22 protein-coding genes and 1 tRNA gene are annotated in these 16,105 nt (G+C 64.7%); 11 read left to right on the plus strand and 12 right to left on the minus strand.

Annotation, left to right across the window (positions count from 1 at the left end; translation table 11 throughout):
• Positions 1-44 precede the first annotated feature (44 nt).
• Both CK220_RS16790 and CK220_RS16795 read left to right on the plus strand, forming a co-directional pair.
• Positions 45-947, plus strand: coding sequence for a PhzF family phenazine biosynthesis protein (locus CK220_RS16790; protein ID WP_095812599.1), 903 nt, complete (start codon positions 45-47; stop codon positions 945-947).
• Between the two features lie 170 nt (positions 948-1,117).
• A tRNA-Lys gene (locus CK220_RS16795) sits at positions 1,118-1,193 on the plus strand.
• Positions 1,194-1,321: 128 nt separating this feature from the next.
• On the opposite strand, the gene CK220_RS16800 is transcribed toward CK220_RS16795, so the two are convergent.
• Positions 1,322-1,522, minus strand: coding sequence for a hypothetical protein (locus tag CK220_RS16800; RefSeq protein WP_141245151.1), 201 nt, complete (start codon positions 1,520-1,522; stop codon positions 1,322-1,324).
• Between the two features lie 125 nt (positions 1,523-1,647).
• On the opposite strand from CK220_RS16800, the gene CK220_RS16805 reads away from it, so the two are divergent.
• The 8 genes from CK220_RS16805 (at position 1,648) to CK220_RS16835 (ending at position 6,235) form a co-directional block, all read left to right on the plus strand.
• On the plus strand, positions 1,648-2,130 hold the full coding sequence (locus CK220_RS16805) for a hypothetical protein (protein ID WP_095812601.1): 483 nt from the start codon (positions 1,648-1,650) through the stop codon (positions 2,128-2,130).
• Positions 2,127-2,288 carry a hypothetical protein gene (locus CK220_RS31945; protein ID WP_176479108.1) on the plus strand — a complete coding sequence of 54 codons (162 nt, stop codon included), beginning with the start codon at positions 2,127-2,129 and terminating at the stop codon, positions 2,286-2,288. The genes CK220_RS16805 and CK220_RS31945 overlap by 4 nt, the downstream gene beginning before the upstream one ends.
• 15 nt (positions 2,289-2,303) lie before the next feature.
• The gene (locus CK220_RS16810) at positions 2,304-3,272 is read left to right on the plus strand and encodes a hypothetical protein (protein ID WP_210201432.1); all 969 of its coding nucleotides are present in this window, start codon (positions 2,304-2,306) and stop codon (positions 3,270-3,272) included.
• Positions 3,273-3,293: 21 nt separating this feature from the next.
• The gene (locus CK220_RS16815) at positions 3,294-4,322 is read left to right on the plus strand and encodes a hypothetical protein (protein ID WP_141245152.1); all 1,029 of its coding nucleotides are present in this window, start codon (positions 3,294-3,296) and stop codon (positions 4,320-4,322) included.
• Positions 4,323-4,403: 81 nt separating this feature from the next.
• Entirely contained in the window at positions 4,404-5,042 is a 639-nt protein-coding gene (locus CK220_RS16820; RefSeq protein ID WP_095812603.1) for a glycosyl hydrolase 108 family protein, read from the plus strand.
• 140 nt (positions 5,043-5,182) lie between these two features.
• Positions 5,183-5,401, plus strand: coding sequence for a hypothetical protein (locus CK220_RS16825; RefSeq protein ID WP_095812604.1), 219 nt, complete (start codon positions 5,183-5,185; stop codon positions 5,399-5,401).
• A gap of 2 nt (positions 5,402-5,403) precedes the next feature.
• Complete coding sequence (locus CK220_RS32485; RefSeq protein ID WP_245429235.1) at positions 5,404-5,835, plus strand: hypothetical protein; 432 nt, start codon at positions 5,404-5,406, stop codon at positions 5,833-5,835.
• Between the two features lies 1 nt (position 5,836).
• A complete protein-coding gene (locus CK220_RS16835) occupies positions 5,837-6,235 on the plus strand; it encodes a hypothetical protein (protein ID WP_095812605.1) in 399 nt (132 codons plus the stop codon).
• A gap of 177 nt (positions 6,236-6,412) precedes the next feature.
• On the opposite strand, the gene CK220_RS16840 is transcribed toward CK220_RS16835, so the two are convergent.
• The 8 genes from CK220_RS16840 to cbiE form a co-directional block, all read right to left on the minus strand.
• Positions 6,413-6,808: a hypothetical protein gene (locus tag CK220_RS16840; protein WP_176479109.1), complete on the minus strand. Its 396-nt coding sequence runs from the start codon at positions 6,806-6,808 to the stop codon at positions 6,413-6,415.
• A gap of 90 nt (positions 6,809-6,898) precedes the next feature.
• The gene (gene cobT / locus CK220_RS16845; protein WP_095812607.1) at positions 6,899-7,924 is read right to left on the minus strand and encodes a nicotinate-nucleotide--dimethylbenzimidazole phosphoribosyltransferase; all 1,026 of its coding nucleotides are present in this window, start codon (positions 7,922-7,924) and stop codon (positions 6,899-6,901) included.
• A gap of 24 nt (positions 7,925-7,948) precedes the next feature.
• A complete protein-coding gene (locus CK220_RS16850; RefSeq protein WP_095812608.1) occupies positions 7,949-8,716 on the minus strand; it encodes an adenosylcobinamide-GDP ribazoletransferase in 768 nt (255 codons plus the stop codon).
• Positions 8,713-10,029, minus strand: a complete 1,317-nt coding sequence (locus tag CK220_RS16855) for a cobyrinate a,c-diamide synthase (protein WP_095812609.1) — start codon at positions 10,027-10,029, stop codon at positions 8,713-8,715. The genes CK220_RS16850 and CK220_RS16855 overlap by 4 nt, the downstream gene beginning before the upstream one ends.
• Entirely contained in the window at positions 10,026-10,844 is an 819-nt protein-coding gene (gene cobA / locus CK220_RS16860; protein ID WP_095812663.1) for a uroporphyrinogen-III C-methyltransferase, read from the minus strand. Before cobA ends, CK220_RS16855 begins: the two co-directional genes overlap by 4 nt.
• Positions 10,838-11,602: a precorrin-4 C(11)-methyltransferase gene (gene cobM / locus CK220_RS16865; protein WP_095812610.1), complete on the minus strand. Its 765-nt coding sequence runs from the start codon at positions 11,600-11,602 to the stop codon at positions 10,838-10,840. Before cobM ends, cobA begins: the two co-directional genes overlap by 7 nt.
• Entirely contained in the window at positions 11,599-11,985 is a 387-nt protein-coding gene (locus CK220_RS16870; protein ID WP_095812611.1) for a cobalamin biosynthesis protein, read from the minus strand. Before CK220_RS16870 ends, cobM begins: the two co-directional genes overlap by 4 nt.
• Positions 11,982-13,223, minus strand: a complete 1,242-nt coding sequence (gene cbiE / locus CK220_RS16875; RefSeq protein ID WP_095812612.1) for a precorrin-6y C5,15-methyltransferase (decarboxylating) subunit CbiE — start codon at positions 13,221-13,223, stop codon at positions 11,982-11,984. The genes CK220_RS16870 and cbiE overlap by 4 nt, the downstream gene beginning before the upstream one ends.
• A 1-nt stretch (position 13,224) precedes the next feature.
• Between cbiE and CK220_RS16880 the strand changes: the two genes are divergently transcribed.
• A complete protein-coding gene (locus CK220_RS16880; protein ID WP_095812664.1) occupies positions 13,225-13,992 on the plus strand; it encodes a cobalt-precorrin-6A reductase in 768 nt (255 codons plus the stop codon).
• Here the strand turns inward: CK220_RS16880 and CK220_RS16885 are convergent.
• From CK220_RS16885 to CK220_RS16895, 3 genes are read right to left on the minus strand one after another with little or no spacing between them, the layout of a single operon-like run.
• The gene (locus tag CK220_RS16885; protein ID WP_095812613.1) at positions 13,956-14,720 is read right to left on the minus strand and encodes a precorrin-3B C(17)-methyltransferase; all 765 of its coding nucleotides are present in this window, start codon (positions 14,718-14,720) and stop codon (positions 13,956-13,958) included. The two genes, CK220_RS16880 and CK220_RS16885, sit on opposite strands and share 37 nt — an antisense overlap.
• Entirely contained in the window at positions 14,717-15,475 is a 759-nt protein-coding gene (locus tag CK220_RS16890; protein ID WP_095812614.1) for a precorrin-2 C(20)-methyltransferase, read from the minus strand. The genes CK220_RS16885 and CK220_RS16890 overlap by 4 nt, the downstream gene beginning before the upstream one ends.
• Complete coding sequence (locus tag CK220_RS16895; protein ID WP_095812615.1) at positions 15,472-16,104, minus strand: precorrin-8X methylmutase; 633 nt, start codon at positions 16,102-16,104, stop codon at positions 15,472-15,474. Before CK220_RS16895 ends, CK220_RS16890 begins: the two co-directional genes overlap by 4 nt.
• Position 16,105 lies beyond the last annotated feature (1 nt).

Here is a 16,105-nt window from a genome sequence, read left to right on the forward strand (position 1 = left end):
TGGGATCGAGGCAGAAATTCGGGACGAGGCGGAAGGTTTTCCAAATGACGCGCGACTACTTGCTTTACGACGTGTTTACGACCGAGCGGCTGGCCGGGAATCCGCTCGCCGTGGTGCTCGACATCGAGGGGCTGGACACGGCTGCCATGCAAGCGATCGCGCGCGAATTCAACCTGTCCGAGACGGTGTTCGTGCTGCCGCCCGAAAATCCCAAGCACCGCAACCGTATCCGCATCTTCACGCCCGACTATGAGATGCCGTTCGCGGGCCATCCGACCGTTGGGTCGGCTATCGCGCTTGCGGAGCAGGCTGGCGAAGCGACTGGCATTTTTGTGCTGGAGGAAAATATCGGCCCCGTGCGTTGCGCGGTCAGCAAGCATGATGGCGCCACCTTCGCCGAGTTCGACTTGGCGAAACTGCCTGAGCGGCTGGAACTCGCCGCCGAACCGGAATTGATCGGCGCCGCGCTTGGCCTTGGCCCGCATGAGCTCGGCTTCGAGAATCACCGCGTTTCGTTCTGGTCGGCCGGGGTGCCCTACGTCACCATTCCGGTTGCCGGCCTCGAAGCGGCCGCAAAAGTCAGGCTGGACAACCAGGCATGGTCCGAACTCGCGCCGCGCAAAAGCGAATGGGCCTTCGCCAGCCCCTACGTCTATTGCCGCGAGACGGTGCATCACGACAGCGCCTTCCATGTACGCATGATCGTGCCTGGCAATCCCTCCTACGAGGACCCGGCGACCGGCTCTGCGGCGGCGGCCTTTGCCGGCGCCGTCATGCATTTCGACGGGCCAACGGACGGGATCTCGCAGCTTTGGATCGAGCAGGGGCTGGAAATGGGGAGGCCCTCGCGCATCCGGCTCGAGCTCAATGTCGAGGGCGGAAAACTCGCCTCCGCACGCATCGGCGGCCATGCGATCAAAGTGGCGGAAGGGCAGCTTTTTGTGTGACACCTGCGGCAATTTAGTCCTTTTTCGGGCGAGCATGATCTTTTCCGAAAACCGGAATCCACTTTTCGGGATCATGCTAGACCGATTTGTCGGGAAATGATCCGGCAGGGCTGGACATCGCTCAAACCGGCGGCTATATGCGCCGCCGACGCTGGATTTCCCGGCGGTGTGGGTGTGTAGCTCAGTTGGTAGAGCAGCTGACTCTTAATCAGCGGGTCCACAGTTCGATCCTGTGCACACCCACCATTCGAACCCTAGACATATCAATCGTTTGCACGACGTTCCTCGAAATGCTCTGAGGAACATGAGGCGAACGTGAGGCGCGTTTTGAGGCGCCTCACGCCCCACGTGGGCTTTTGCTGTTCTCGTGATGTTCAGGCGGCCATGGGATGCAGCCTTTGCTCGATCTGTTTCAGCCGCGCGTCGGCGGCGTGAAGCAGGGTCAGGATCGCGCTGGTGAGGCGCAGCCGCTCGGGCGGCTCCGCCTCCTGGTGGATGTATATTAGCAGGTCAATAATATCACCGGCCTCGCTGAGACTTAGGTCGATAGCATTGATATTCCCGTCGTGGTCCATTTTCCTCGTACTTTCATGCACTGTTGGCTTCGCCGGCACCTCTCGCTCGGTCGACGTTGCTGCTTGCTATGAATCTAAAACCACGCGAAATTTGCCGCTCTCTTCCCGTCCCATCAGGAAGCTGCATGACCTCGCCACTGGTCTTGCTCGTCCCGCTTCTTCGGCAGGATTATACAAGGCTAGCGTTTGGCGGCGCAACGCTCTTTCTCGGCAAGAGCCGAGGGACGATCAACGGCGCCACGACCATCGTCCAAAGCGGTGACACGGCTGGCACGTTGTCATTCCGAGCGCTTGACGGATCGACGCCGGCTTCTGTGGCCTCTATTGCCGCGACGGTTGACGGCGCGCCTGGGGCCGGCAGCATGCCGGGCAAGCTGACGTTCTCCACCACTCCGTCCGGCTCGGCGTCGGCGACGGCTCGGGAAACGATCGACAGCAACGGTTTTCACTCGCTGGTGAGCGGTTCATTTGGCCGCGGCGCACCGGTCACCAAGACCGCCGACTTCACCGTTGCCACCACTGAAAACTGGCTGATCAACAACAAGTCAGACTCAACCTGTACCGTCACGTTGCCGGCGGCGGCTTCTTTCCCCGCCGAGAGATCATGATCAAGACTATCCAGGCGCAGACCGTGGTGTCGGCGTCTTCGAATGTGGTTCCCTTGGCGGGCGGGGCAGCAGGCACGGCTATTCTCGCCGCCACGGCACGCAAATGGGCAACGCTCGTTTCGGACGGCACCAACTGGGTTATCATGCAGGCGGCGTGATGCTATGAGGCGCGCATGCGTCTCGTGACATTGCTCCTGATTCTCCTCGCCCTCCCGGCCAACGCTGGCCAGGTCGAACGCCTCGGCCTGCTCATCACGCCGTCGATGCTCCCCGCTGGGATCGGCGACAATATCGACGGCCCGTCGCTGGTCGAGATGCCCGACTGGGTGCCGAACAGGCTAGGCAGGTACTATCTCTACTTCGCACATCACAAGGGCACCTATATCCGGCTAGCCTATGCCGACAAGATCGAAGGGCCCTACAAGATCTACGAGCCCGGCACGCTTCGCCTCGAGCAGTGCAAGCCCTGCGAAAACCATGTCGCATCGCCGGATGTGCATGTAGACCAGGCGACTAAGACGATCCGCATGTATTTTCATTCGCCGTCCGCTTTCTCCGGCCATGAGCAGATGAGCTTCCTGGCAACGTCGAAGGACGGGGTGAACTTCGCAACAGATGGCGCCGAGCTCGGCATCTACTACTTCCGGGTCTTCGACTATGGCGGCGCGACCTACGCGCTAGGCAAGGCTCGCCTCTATCGTTCCACAGACGGCGGCAAGTCGTTCGTCGGCGGCCCGGCCATCTACAGCGCCCCCGGGTCGAACCCGCAGAGGTTCAACGAACCCGGCAACATTCGGCACACCGCCGTCCGCGTCGTTGGAGACACGCTTGAAGTCTATTTCACCAAGCAGGGGGGCGCGCCGGAGGCGATCATGCGCGGCACGATCGACTTGACCAAGCCATGGCTCGACTGGACGCTGACGAATATCGAAACCGTCTTGAAACCGGAGACGACATGGGAGGGCGCAAACCTGCAGGTCAAGCAGTCGCACCCAGGCAAAGAAGCGGCGCCGGCCAATGCACTCCGCGACCCCGCTTTGTTTGAGGATGGTGGAAAAGTATTTCTTCTCTACAGTGTCGCCGGCGAGCAGGGTATAGCAATGGCTTTGATCCCGTCTGCCGCATCGAAGGGTAGTCGCTAGATCAGTCTGGGGCGGGCTGTTGTGAAAATCTTTATCCATGGCGGGATGCACAAAACGGCGACGAAATCGCTGCAGTCGCTTCTCTACCAAAAGAGAGCGCTGTTGATCGAGCGCGGAATTTATTATCCGGATATTGGAGCGCCGCACCATCACAGCCTGCTCAGTACGAAGCGCAAGGGGTGGTCTCCTGAGGTTTGCACAAACGAAATTCGAAACGCAGAGGATGCAGGTGCCCACTCGCTTATTCTTTCGGCGGAAGGGGTCTCTATCCTATCGGCTGGGCAATTTCGGCAACTGAGCAACACCTTTCGCGGACATGATCTGACCTATATCTTTTGCCTGCGCCACTGGGCCGGTTACATGCCGTCCCGATGGTCGCAGTACTGTCGACGTCGAGATACCCAAACATTCGCTGACTATGTAGCAGCGGCTTCGAACCCTACTCTCCGGCACGTAGATCTGCATTTCGACGATGTTTTGGGGAATGCGATCACCAGTGCTGACTGTGGCTTGAAGGTGGTGTCCTACAACAATGCGCTGGCTACTGACGGGGTGCTCGCGGCCCTGCTGAGCGCCTTCGACTTTGATGATAGTCTCGTGTCTGCACTCAACGATGAAGAAACATGGACCAATGCGCGGGACGCGTGGCGCACGGTCGAAATTTCTAGACTGCTCAACGGTGTTTTGGCCTCGCGCCGTGGTCTTCGCCAGAATGAACTTTTTCTAGCTGTTGGCGAACGCAGGGCATGCAGCGAATTCTTCGATCTCTCGTCCCGCTTTGCAATGGTTGACGCTCAACTGATGTCCGATCTCGGCGATATGTTGGAAGATCGAGCCGAGGTAATTCGGCTCCCCGGCACCGTGGGCTCCGACGTAGAGAGTTCCCTAAACTCCAAATACCTTCGGCACGTCACCAACCCGATAGACGGCAAGCTTTTTGCTACTCCCGGCTGGTCTGAAGTGACTGCCACAGACATCACGTGGGAAGAATTCGAAGGCAAATCACAGACCATCATGAATAGGGCTCTCTCGGAGATCGGCCTAAGCTAGAGCCTCTTCGCGCGCCTGCCAGGCAAGTAAAACGTAACACGCCGGCTCCAGCCGTACCTTCCTCGCGACAGGAGGCCTGGCATGGACAGCAATTTCTTTCGCGCCCTGGCGCTGGTTCTTAGATCCGAGGGCGGCTGGTCGGACAATTCGGCCGATCCCGGCGGCCCGACGATGAAGGGCGTGACGCTCGCCAACTTTCGTCGCTACGTGAAGGCCGACGCGACCAAGGCGGACCTCCGCAAGATCTCCGACGACCAGGTGGCGACGGTCTATCGCCGCTTCTATTGGGATGCAATCGCCGGCGCCGAGCTGCCGGCCGGCGTCGATTACGCCGTGTTCGACTTCGCGGTGAACAGCGGGCCGACCAGGGCGGCGAAGTTCCTGCAGGCCGTTGTCGGCGTCGGCCAGGACGGCCGCATTGGCCCGGGGACGCTGGCGGCCGTGCGCGCCAAGCCCGCCGGCGTGGTGGTCGACGATCTCTGCGATGCCCGGCTCGGCTTTCTCGAGCGCCTGCCGACCTGGTCGAAGTTCGGAAAGGGCTGGCGCGCCCGCGTCGCCAGTGTCCGCAAGCAGGCGCTGCTCATGGCCACCGCGCCGGCAGGGAAGCTCGCCAGCGTGCAAACGCCGGCGCCGACGACTTCCGCACCGGCCGAGCCGGCGAAACCCGTTCCTGCGCCGCCCATTCCACGCAAGCCCGAGGATCCGGCACCTAAGAAATAGTGGGCCGGGATCCTGGCGGCGATCGGCATTGGCGCCGGCGCCGGCGGCGCCGGCTGGCATTTCGGCGAATGGATCCTGTTCGGCGGGCTCGGCCTGGTCCTGGTCGTTGTCGTCGCCGTCTGGCTGCACGGGAGGAAGGCATGAGCTTCTGGGCCAAAATCAAAGCGTGGTTCAAGCACTCGGAAACCATCGCTTGGGCGCGCCTGCAGATGATGGTGGGCGCCATCCTCTCGGTGCTCGCCACTGTCGATCCGAGCCTGTTCAACCAGTACATTCCCGACCGCTGGCTGCCGCTCTACGTCGTCGGCTCCGGAATCCTCACGGAGTATCTGCGCCGGCGCCGCGCCAAGGATCTCTGACCATGGAGCTTGTCCCGATCTTTGCGCCGCTCATCGAGAAGGCGCTGCCCTATCTCATCGCCGCCGTCGCGGCGATCGGCGCCATCGGCGTGGCGCTATTGCGCGCCCGCGCCAAAGGCAGGGCCGAAGAGAAGGCGGCGCAGGCGGCCGAGGAGGCGAAGGCGCGCGACATCGCCGACCAAGGTCGACAACGACGTCGGCGCGCTGCCGGCCGAGGCCGTGCGCCAGGAGCTGAAGAAATGGGAAAAGTGACGTCGATCCTTTTCCTCGCAGCCTTGCTCGCCGGCTGCAACCATGCCGCCGGCAGCTTCTGCGCCGTCTCGACGCCGAGCCGTCTCTCGGCCGCGGCCGTCGACCAGCTCACCGACGCGCAGGCTCGCGCGCTGCTTGCGCACAATCGCAAGGGCGAGAAACTTTGTGGATGGAAGCCCTGACGTGCAGATGCAGATCGACTGGACCATCAACCTCTCGCACCTGCTGACCATCGCTTTCGCGCTCGCCGGCGGCATCGCTGCATGGATCACTCTGCGCTGGCGCGTCGCCGCGCTCGAGGCGATCAATGCCCGCCACGAGAGAGCGCTCGAGGCGCAGCACAACTCCACCAGCATGGCGATCGCGGCCATGCAGGGCAGCCTGAAGATCATCCAGGACCGCATCGAGGATGTCCGCGCCAAGAGCGCCCACGAGCTCGCCGAGTTCAAGCTCGACGTCGCCAAGCACTATGCCGGCTATGCCGCGCTGCGCGACATGGAGGCGCGCCTGGTGAAGGCGATCGACGAGCTCGGCGAGCGGCTGGAAAAACTGTCCGAAGACCGGTCGAGATCCCGTGGTTGAGACCGTGGGGAAACCCGCTGATTTTTGGGGTAAATCCCACGCGCCGCCAAGCTAAATAGTTGATATTGCTGACGTGACCGTCTTCTCTTAATCAGCGGGTCCACGGTTCGATCCTGTGCACACCCACCAAATTCATCTCATCAAGCGGGCAGCAGACAAGCGAGACGGGCACCAGTCCTACTGCGCTGTCTTGCTCAAGCTGGCCTTGAACTTGACCTTCATAGTGATCTGGCCGGTCACCGTAACCTGCGATCCGCCATAGCCGCCGGCGTTGCGGTCCCGGGCATTGACGTTGGTTGTCATGCCGGTGATTTCGCAGGTGTCGGCGACAGTCTCGACCACCATGGCGCAACTGACGGCTGCGACCTTGTAGAAAGAGCGAAGTGCCGCCTGCTGCTGGGCGGCTGCGTCTTCGTCGTCCTTGACTGGAAGGGTCATCGAAATCGATGATTGGATTCTGGTCGATCCGTCTTCGCCGGGGCGAAGCGGGCGAACATATTGGTCTTGGCCAAGGGCAGGCAGTGCCATCCCAGCAAGAAACGCAACAACTATTATGCCTTTCAAATACATCATTCGATCTCCCGTGAGACATCTCTGTCCCACGAAAACAATCAAGATGACGTTATTTCGTTATTTCAACAGCGTTGAAATTTTGAAGGAAGCTTATTTTTCCGATACGCCGGCCTCGGCGAAGCTCGCCATCCTGGCATGGCATTCCAGCGCAGAGCGGACGACGTTGACGGCAAGGCAGGCGCCGGAGCCTTCGCCGAGCCGCATGCCGAGATCGAGCAGCGGCGGCAGACCAAGCGCTTCGAGCAGGCGGCGGTGGCCGGCTTCGGCCGAGACGTGGGCGGCGATGGTGTGCGCCAGCCCGGTCGGGTGCAGCCTTGCCAGCGGCGCCACAGCGGCGGTGCAGACGAAGCCGTCGAGCAACACCGGCACGTTGTTGCGGCGCGCGGCCAGTGTGGCGCCGAAGATCGCCGCAAGCTCGCGTCCGCCAAGCGCTGCGGCGATCCTGAGGGGATCGGCGAGCGAATCGGCATGGCGCTTCAGGCCCGCCTCTATGGCGGTGATCTTGCGGATCAATCCGGCATCATCGACCCCGGTGCCGCGGCCGGTCCATTTTTCCGCGCCGCCGCCGAAGAGGGCGGCCGAGATTGCTGCTGCCGGCGTGGTGTTGCCGATGCCCATCTCGCCGAAGCAGACGAGATCGAGATCGTTGGTCACCGCGTCGTAGCCGGCCGAGACCGCAGCGAGGAACGTCTGCTCGTCCATCGCCGGCGCTTGCGTGAAATCGCCGGTCGGGTGGTCGAGATCGAGCGGGATGACGTCCAGCTTTGCGCCGGCAATGCGGGCCAGCTGGTTGATGGCAGCGCCGCCGCCGGCAAAGTTCGCCACCATCTGCACAGTGACTTCCGAAGGATAGGCCGACACGCCCTGCGCGGTGACGCCATGATTGCCGGCAAAGACGAAGACTTTGACCGCGTCGAGCTTTGGCATGTCGCGGCCCTGCCAGCGGCCCAGCCAGGCGGCGATCGTTTCCAGACGGCCGAGGCTGCCCTGCGGCTTGGTCAGCGTGTCCTGACGGCGTGCGACGGCGCCGGCGGCCGCATCGCTGCCGGCCGGCAGATCGAGGCAGGCGGCGCGAAGGTCTTCGAGCGATTTGAACGAAGTTGTTTGAGGGGACATGAGGGCATGGTCTCCGAAAGAGGGTCAGGAAAGGCAAACGGAAGCGACAAGCAGCACGGCGATCTCGCCGAGCTGCTGCAGCGCGCCGATCGTGTCGCCGGTCTGGCCGCCGATCTGGCTGAGGCATAGCGCGCGGAAGGCGGCAAACAGCAGGCCAAGCAGGATGAAAGCGGCAATTGCGCCGCCGTGACCGAGCGCCAGCAGGGCCACGGTTCCGAGTGCGGCGCCAACGACGCCGGTTTCGGCAGTGACCGAGCCTGCGTCGGCCGATAGGCCATCAGTGCGGGCCGGCGGCAGAAGATGCATGAAGGCGCCGAACAGGCCGCGCGAGGCGGCGTGCGCTGCCAACAGCGCCAGGAAGATATGGCCAGGGCCGGCCAGTTCCGAAAGCGCGCTCCAGCGGATGAGCAGCGACATGCCGAGCGCCGCGGCGCCATAGGCGCCGATGCGGCTGTCGCGCATGATTTCCAGCTTCTTCTCGCGCGTCCTGCCGCCGCCGAATCCATCGGCGATATCGGAGAGCCCGTCTTCGTGCAGGCAGCCGGTGACAAGCATCGTCGCTGCAAGCGCGAGCGCCGCAGCCGGACCGGCGGCGAGGCCCAGGGCGACAACGATGGCGTAGACAAGCGCGCCGATGACGGCGACAGCGAGACCGGCAAAGGGTGCCGCCCAGATCGCTTCGGCAAGGCTGCGGCGGCCGAAATCGCTCGACGGCAGCCTCAGCCGTGTGAAGAAGACAAGGGTGAGGCCTATGTCGTCCAGCAATTGCCGAGGCTCGGAAAGGCCGCTCATGCGCCCCTCGCTATGGCGTGGAAGAAAGTGCCGCTGACATGGCCGCGCCGGTAACCCGACGCCCCAAGCGGATTGCCTTGGCCGTCGGCGAGGTCCGCCAGCGGCTCGTCATTGCCGGTTGCGGTCATCTGCGCATAGTGGAATTCATGGCCGCGGATGAGCGTGCCTTCGCATCCGAGCGGACATCCGGCGCGCAGCCGCGCCTCGCGATAGCCGAGGTTCATCTTGCGCCTGGTGAAGCTTGTCGAATGGCCAAGCAGGCCGAGCATTTTATGGCTCTCGCCGTCCGCATCCTCCAGCGCCTCGCCCAGCACCATGAAGCCGCCGCACTCGCCATGGACGGGCTTCGTCGCGGCGAAGCGGGCCGTTCCCGCACGGAAGTTGCCAGCGGCCGCAAGCTTGCCGGCATGCAGCTCGGGATAGCCGCCCGGCAGCCAGCAGACATCGCAGTCTTCGGCGGGAGCTTCGTCGGCGAGAGGGGAGAAGGGCACGATCTCGGCGCCGGCGTCTCGCCAGTGTCTGGCCACATGCGGGTAGAGGAAGGTGAAGGCGGCGTCCTCTGCCAGCGCAATGCGCTGGCCTGGCGGCTGCAATGCCTCGCCGAAGTCGCCGGCCGCGGGTTCAAGAGGAGACGCCAGCGCGAGAATGGCGTCGATATCGAGGGACTTCTCGACCACGTCGGCCAGCCGGTCGAGATGCGCCATCAGATTCTCGTATTCGCCGGCTTGTACAAGGCCGAGATGCCGTTCCGGCAGGTTGAGCGTCGGATCGCGCATGATGGCGCCGACCACCGGCAAGCCGATCGCCTCGATGGCGTCAGCCGACAGCCGGCGATGGCGCTCGCTGCCGAGCCGGTTGAGCACGACGCCGGCCATGCGCACATCGGGATTGTATGTGGCAAAACCCTTGGCTACCGCGGCGGCCGTGGTCGATTGTCCGGAAACGTCGAGCACCAGAAGCACCGGCAAATGATAGAGGCGAGCGAGATCGGCGGCGGAGCCCGAACGACCTTCGGGCGCGGGAATGCCGTCGAACAGACCCATCGCGCTTTCGAGGATGACGTATTCGGCATCGTCCGCTGCTTGGTCCGCTAGCGCGTTGAGCAGGGAAGGCGGCATTGCCCAGCTGTCGAGATTGACGCCGGAAAGGCCGGTGGCGGCGGCGTGGAAGCCGGGATCGATATAGTCCGGTCCGGACTTCGCGCCGCGCACCTTCACCCCGCGCCGGGCAAGCGCGCGCAATAGGCCGATGGTGACGCTGGTCTTGCCCGAGCCGGAGCGCGGCGCGCCGATGATGATCGCGCGCGCCGTCATGCCTCGCCCGCCAGTGCCGCGCGCATCGCGACGATACCGCCGACGACAATCAGCGCCGGGGATGCGAGCCCGGCAGCAGAGGCCTCCGCGGCGATTGTGGCGAGCGTGGCGACAACGATGCGCTCCTGCGGCGTGGTCGCGGCGACGATCACGGCGGCAGGCGTCGACGGCGCGAGGCCGCCGCTGAGCAGCTTTGCCGCTATAACGGGCAGATTGGCCATGCCCATATAGATGACGACCGGCTGGCCGGTGCGCGCGATCGCGGCCCAGTCGATGTCGTCATCGGTGCCCGCCGCATGGCCTGTGGCAAGGATGACCGCCTTGTTGATGCCGCGCATGGTGGCGGGAATGCCGGTGGCGGCCAATGCGCTGAGACCGGAGGTGAGGCCGGAGAGCACCCGAAATGGTATGTTTTCCCGTGCCAGCGACAACGCCTCTTCGCCGCCGCGGCCGAAAATATAGGGGTCCCCGCCCTTGAGCCGCACGATGCGGCGGCCCTGGCGCGCCAGCCGCACGAGCAGGGCGTTGATGTCGTCCTGCTTCATCGAGGGCTGGCCGCCGCGTTTCCCGGCGTAGAAGAGCTCCGCACCTGCAGCAACCGCGACGACATCGGGCGAGACCAGCGCGTCATAGACCAGCGCATCGCATTGCCCGAGTGCCGCCAGAACCTCCAGCGTCAGGCAGCCGGGATCGCCGGGGCCGGCGCCGGTCAGCCAGACATGGCCGGGCTCCAGCGCGCGCGGCTTGAACTTCAGCCGCGCCAGCGCCTGCTCGACCGTTGCCCGTCCGTTTCTGTTGGTGCTGGCGTTCACAATCCGTCCCGTCCGCGAAAACGCCGCTGGTAGTGGGCGTCGTAAAGTGAGCTCTCGCCGAAATCCTGCGCGGCCAAGGCGCTGCCGACGAAGATGATCGCCGTGCGCTCCATCGGATTTTCCGCAAGCTGCGCCTCGATCGTGCCCAGCGTACCGGTCAGAATGCGCTCGTCCGGCCAGGAAGCGCGGAAGACGACCGCCACTGGGCATTCTACGCCGTAGAGCGGCGTCAGTTCGGCAACGATGCGGTCGATGGCATGGATAGCGAGATGGATGGCTAGAGTTGCACCGGTGCGGCCGAAGCCGGCAAGCGTCTCGCCGGGCGGCATTTTCGAGGCGCGGCCGGAAATGCGGGTCAGCACAAGGCTTTGCGCGAGCTCGGGAATGGTAAGCTCGCGGCGCAGCGCCGCCGCCGCCGCCGCGAAGGAAGGCACGCCGGGCGTCAGCGTGTAGGGAATGTTCTGCTTTTCCAGCCGCCGGATCTGCTCCGCGATAGCGCTCCACACCGAAAGATCGCCGGAATGCAGGCGCGCGACGTCCTGGCCGGCTTTATGAGCGGCAAGATATTCGGCCTCGATCTCGTCGAGCGACATCGGCGCGGTGTCGATCAGTTTTGTGCCGGGCGCGCAGTGTTCGAGCAGTTCCGGCGCGACGATCGAGCCGGCATAGAGGCAGACCGGGCAGGACGCCAGCAGGCGGCTGCCGCGCAAGGTGATGAGGTCGGCAGCACCAGGGCCGGCGCCGATGAAATGGACGGTCATTTTGTGCCTCCACCAAGGGCGATGGCGCAGGTAACAGGACCAAGTACCGTACGCGGTCCAAGCAGTTTCGCCTCTTTGCCGGCCGCGGCCAGGGCCGACGCTTCCGAAACCGACGGCGTGCCCGCATGAGCCTGCGACCATTCGGATTGGCTGATCGTGCCGGACGAGGCGGCTTGCAAGGCTTCGTCGGAGACGACGAGCACCGGCAGGTCGAGATCGCGACCGGCAAGAAAGATCGCTTGCTCGTTGCGCTTCATTTCGCCGGTCGCCAGTACGGAAAGCGCGGTGATCGCCAGCCCATGGGCCTCGAGCGCGGTCTCGATCGCGGCTCGGACGTCGCCCGCCGTCACACCCTTCCGGCTGCCGATGCCCGCGACCATCATGGCTTTACCCAGCTCCATTGCATGACCGGCATGGCCGGACGCCAGGCTTGCATGGATCCGACGGGCGCCGCACGCGAGAGGGCGATGCGCAGAAGGTCGCCGCCGCGCCTGGTATGCTGGTCAAGCAGCAGTGCCTCCATTTCCAGCGTCACAGCATTGGCGACCAACCGCCCGCCGGCACGCAGGCCCTCGATCGCCGTCTCCAGCACGCCGGCATCGCTGCCGCCGCCGCCAATGAAAATGGCGTCTGGTGTCTCCAGTGTTGCCAGCGCTTTCGGCGCCGAGCCTTCGATGACGACGAGACCGGGCACGCCGCAATGCGCGGCGTTGCGATGGATGCGGGCGGCGCGCTCGGTATCAGCTTCGATGGCAATCGCCCGCATCGAAGGGTGAGCCAGCATCCATTCGATGCCGATCGAGCCGGATCCGGCACCGATATCCCACAGCAATTCGCCGCGCCGCGGCGCCAGCGCCGACAGCGTCATGGCGCGGATCTCGCGCTTGGTGATCTGGCCGTCATGCTCGAACAGATGATCGGCAAGGCCGACGGTCAACGGCAGGATGCGCGCATCCGGCGTCGATTCTATTTCGAGCGCCAGCACGTTGAGCGGATTGATGATTTTGAGATCGAAGGCGTCGGCGCGGACAGCGTGGCGCGTTTCGTTCTGGCCGCCAAGCGCTTCGAGAACTGTCAACCGCGACGGACCGAAGCCGAGTTCGTCGAGGAGCGCGGCGATGGCGGCCGGCGCGTCGCTGTCGGATGTGAGCGCAAGGATACGTGCGCCGGGGTGGAGCAGGGGGCGGATGAGGTCGATCGAGTGGCCATGCAACGAGATGGTTTCGACATCCTGCAGCGCCCAGCCGAGGCGGGAGGCGGCTAGCGACAGCGATGACGGCGCCGGCAGGACGAGCATCTCATCCGGTTTCACCTTGCGCGCCAGCGTGACGCCGACGCCGTGGAAGAACGGGTCGCCGGAAGCCAGCACGCAGACGCTTTTGCCTTCGAGCGCCAGCACGGCTTCCATCTCGGCATCGAACGGCGTCGGCCACGGTCGCGCCTTGCCCTTGGCCAGGCCTGAGACGAGCGCGAGGTGCCGCTTGCCGCCAAAGATGACTTCGGCCTCGGCGATCCTGCGCTTGGCCTCGTCGCCCAGACCCGCTACACCGTCCTCGCCGATGCCGACGATGGTCAGCCATCTTGAGACCGGCTTGGCAGCGCGCGAACCCTCAGCAGGCATGATGACCTACCGTATTCTGATTCTCGGCGGAACCACGGAGGCCCGGCAGCTGGCGGGCAAGCTGGCTCGCCGGGAGGATCTCTCGATCATGCTGTCGCTCGCCGGCCGCACCGAAAGCCCTATGGCGCAAGGCGTGCCCGTGCGTACCGGCGGCTTTGGCGGCGTGGAGGGATTGGCCGCCTATCTCCATCAGGAACAGGTCGATCTGGTGATCGACGCCACGCATCCATACGCCGCCCGTATATCGGCCAACGCGGCCGATGCAGCCAGGCAAACTGGCGTGTCGATCGTTGCGCTGCGGCGTGCCGGCTGGGAGCCTGTCGCGGGTGATCGCTGGACTCTGGTGGAGAGCGTCGCTGAAGCGGCCAAGGCGCTTGGCACGGCGCCGCGACGTGTCTTGCTGGCGATCGGCCGGCAGGAAGCCGGCGCGTTCGAGACCGCTCCGCAGCATCGGTATCTCATTCGCAGCGTCGACCCGATCGAGCCGAAGCTCACTGTGCCCGACGCAGTTTACCTTCTGGCGCGCGGGCCGTTCCCCGAAGCGGACGAGCGCGCGCTGCTTGAAAAATACGCCATCGATACCATCGTTTCGAAGAACAGCGGCGGCGAGGCGACCTACGGCAAGATCGCCGCGGCGCGCGCGCTCGGCATCGAGGTGATCATGGTGCGCAGGCCGCCGCTGCCGGACGTTGCGTCGGCCGAGACCGTCGATCAGCTGGCTGCGATGGTCGATCATTTTTTCGACCCAGTTGCCGAACGCGGCGTGTAGACCAGCGCGGGCTGTTCGCCGCGCCTGATGATCCGGGTCTCGGGCGAGCCGATGATGATGCAGGTCGACATGTCGGCCTTTACCGCATCGGCGTCGGCCAGCAGAAACACCTCGATGCGCTCATCGGGCCGGCCGGCGGCGCGTCCGAAGATCACGGGTGTGGTGCCCGGCAGAATAGCCTTCAGGCATTCGAAGGCGCGGCCGAGCTGCCATGGGCGGGCCTTGCTGATCGGATTGTAGAGCGCGATGACGAAACCGGCGCCGGCTGCCGCCAGCAGGCGCAGCTCGATCAGCTCCCAGGGTTTTAGATTGTCGGAGAGCGAGATGGCGCAGAAATCATGGCCGAGCGGCGCCCCGATGCGGGCGGCGACCGCCAGCATGGCGGTGACGCCGGGGACGACCGCGAGGTCGATCGACCTCCATTCTTGCGGACCGGCTTCGATCGCCTCGCAGACGGCGGCCGCCATGGCGAATACGCCGGGGTCACCGCCGGACACGACGGCGACGCTGTGGCCTTCGGCTGCCTTGGCCAGCGCGTCGTTGGAGCGGGCTAGCTCTTCGCGATTGTCGGAGGCGATGCGGGTCTGGTCCTGTCGGAGCTCGAGCCGGTCGAGATACGGTTTGTAGCCATAGAAGAAGGAAGCCTCGGCGACGGCGTTGGCAGCCTGCGGCGTGACCTGATCGGCATTGCCGGGACCGAGGCCGATCACGGTGAGGCGGCCGCTCATGGCTTTGCTCCGGGGGCTCCGGGACGGGCGGACCAGCCAGCGACCAGCACAATGGCGAAATAGGGCGCCTTGTCGTCTTGCTTTTCCGCGAGCCGCATCGAGACGCTGCCCGGCATGGTGCCTCGCTCGACATAGATGGCCTTCGCCAGCTTGCCGGTCGCTTCCAGCGCGCGGCGGATCTTCGGCAGGTTGCGGCCGACTTTCATGATGACGGCGGCATCGGTATCGGCCAGCCGTCGCGTCAGCTCGAATTCGCTCATCGTGCCCGGCAACACGGTCAGCACATCGTCGCCCTGGACGATCGGCAGGCCGGTCGCCGACCAACAGCCGGACATGGCGGTGATACCGGGAATGACCTCGGTCGGGAATCGGTGCGAGAGGCGCACATGCAGATGCATGTAGGAGCCGTAGAAAAGCGGATCGCCCTCCGACAGCACCGCCACCGTCTTGCCGGCGCCGAGATGTTCGGCGACCTGTTCGGCGGACTGTTCGTAGAAATCGGTGATCTGCGAGCGATAGTCCTCGTGATCCTTGTCAATCTCGGTCGTCACCGGATAGAGCAGCGGCAGCTCGACCATATCCGGGCGGAAGCGCGCCTCGACGATGGCGCGCGCGTTGCTGTTGTTGCCGCGCTTGGCGAAATAGGCGACCACGTCAGCCTCGGCCAGCGCGCGCGCTGCCTTCAGCGTCAGCAGCTCCGGATCGCCGGGACCGGTGCCGACGCCGACGAGCCGGCCTTTGCCGAAAGCGTTCACAGGCCCGGCCTCGCCAATGCGTTGAGGGCTGCCGCCGTCATGGCGCTGCCGCCCAGCCTGCCGCGCACGATGGCGTAAGGCACGCCGTAGGAGTTTTCCGCCAGCGCGTCCTTGGATTCGGCGGCGCCGACGAAACCAACCGGCATGCCGATGATGGCGGCCGGCTTCGGCGCGCCGTCGCGCAGTTTTTCGAGCAGATAGAACAGCGCGGTCGGCGCATTGCCGATAGCGACGACGGAACCGGCCATGCGCTCGCCCCAGAGGTCGATCGCGGCGGCCGAGCGCGTGTTGCCGATTTCCTTGGCGATTTCGGCCGTGCGCGGGTCGCGCAGCGTGCAGATCACCTCGTTGCCGGCCGGCAGGCGGGCTCGGGTCACGCCGTGGGCGACCATCTCGGCATCGCAGAAGATTGGCGCGCCGGCGGCGAGGGCGGTCCGTCCGGCAGCGGCGAAATCGTTGGAGAAAACGAAATGGCTGGCTGCCTCGACCTGGCCGCATGCGTGGATCATGCGGATCGCGACATCGGCCTCCGCCTCGGAGAAGCGCGACAGGTCCGTCTCGGCGCGGATGATGGCGAAAGAGCGCTCGTAGATCGCCATCCCGTCATGGATATAGTCGTAGGCGGCCATT

Source organism: Mesorhizobium sp. WSM3860 (assembly GCF_002294995.1).
Taxonomy (GTDB): Bacteria; Pseudomonadota; Alphaproteobacteria; order Rhizobiales; family Rhizobiaceae; genus Mesorhizobium.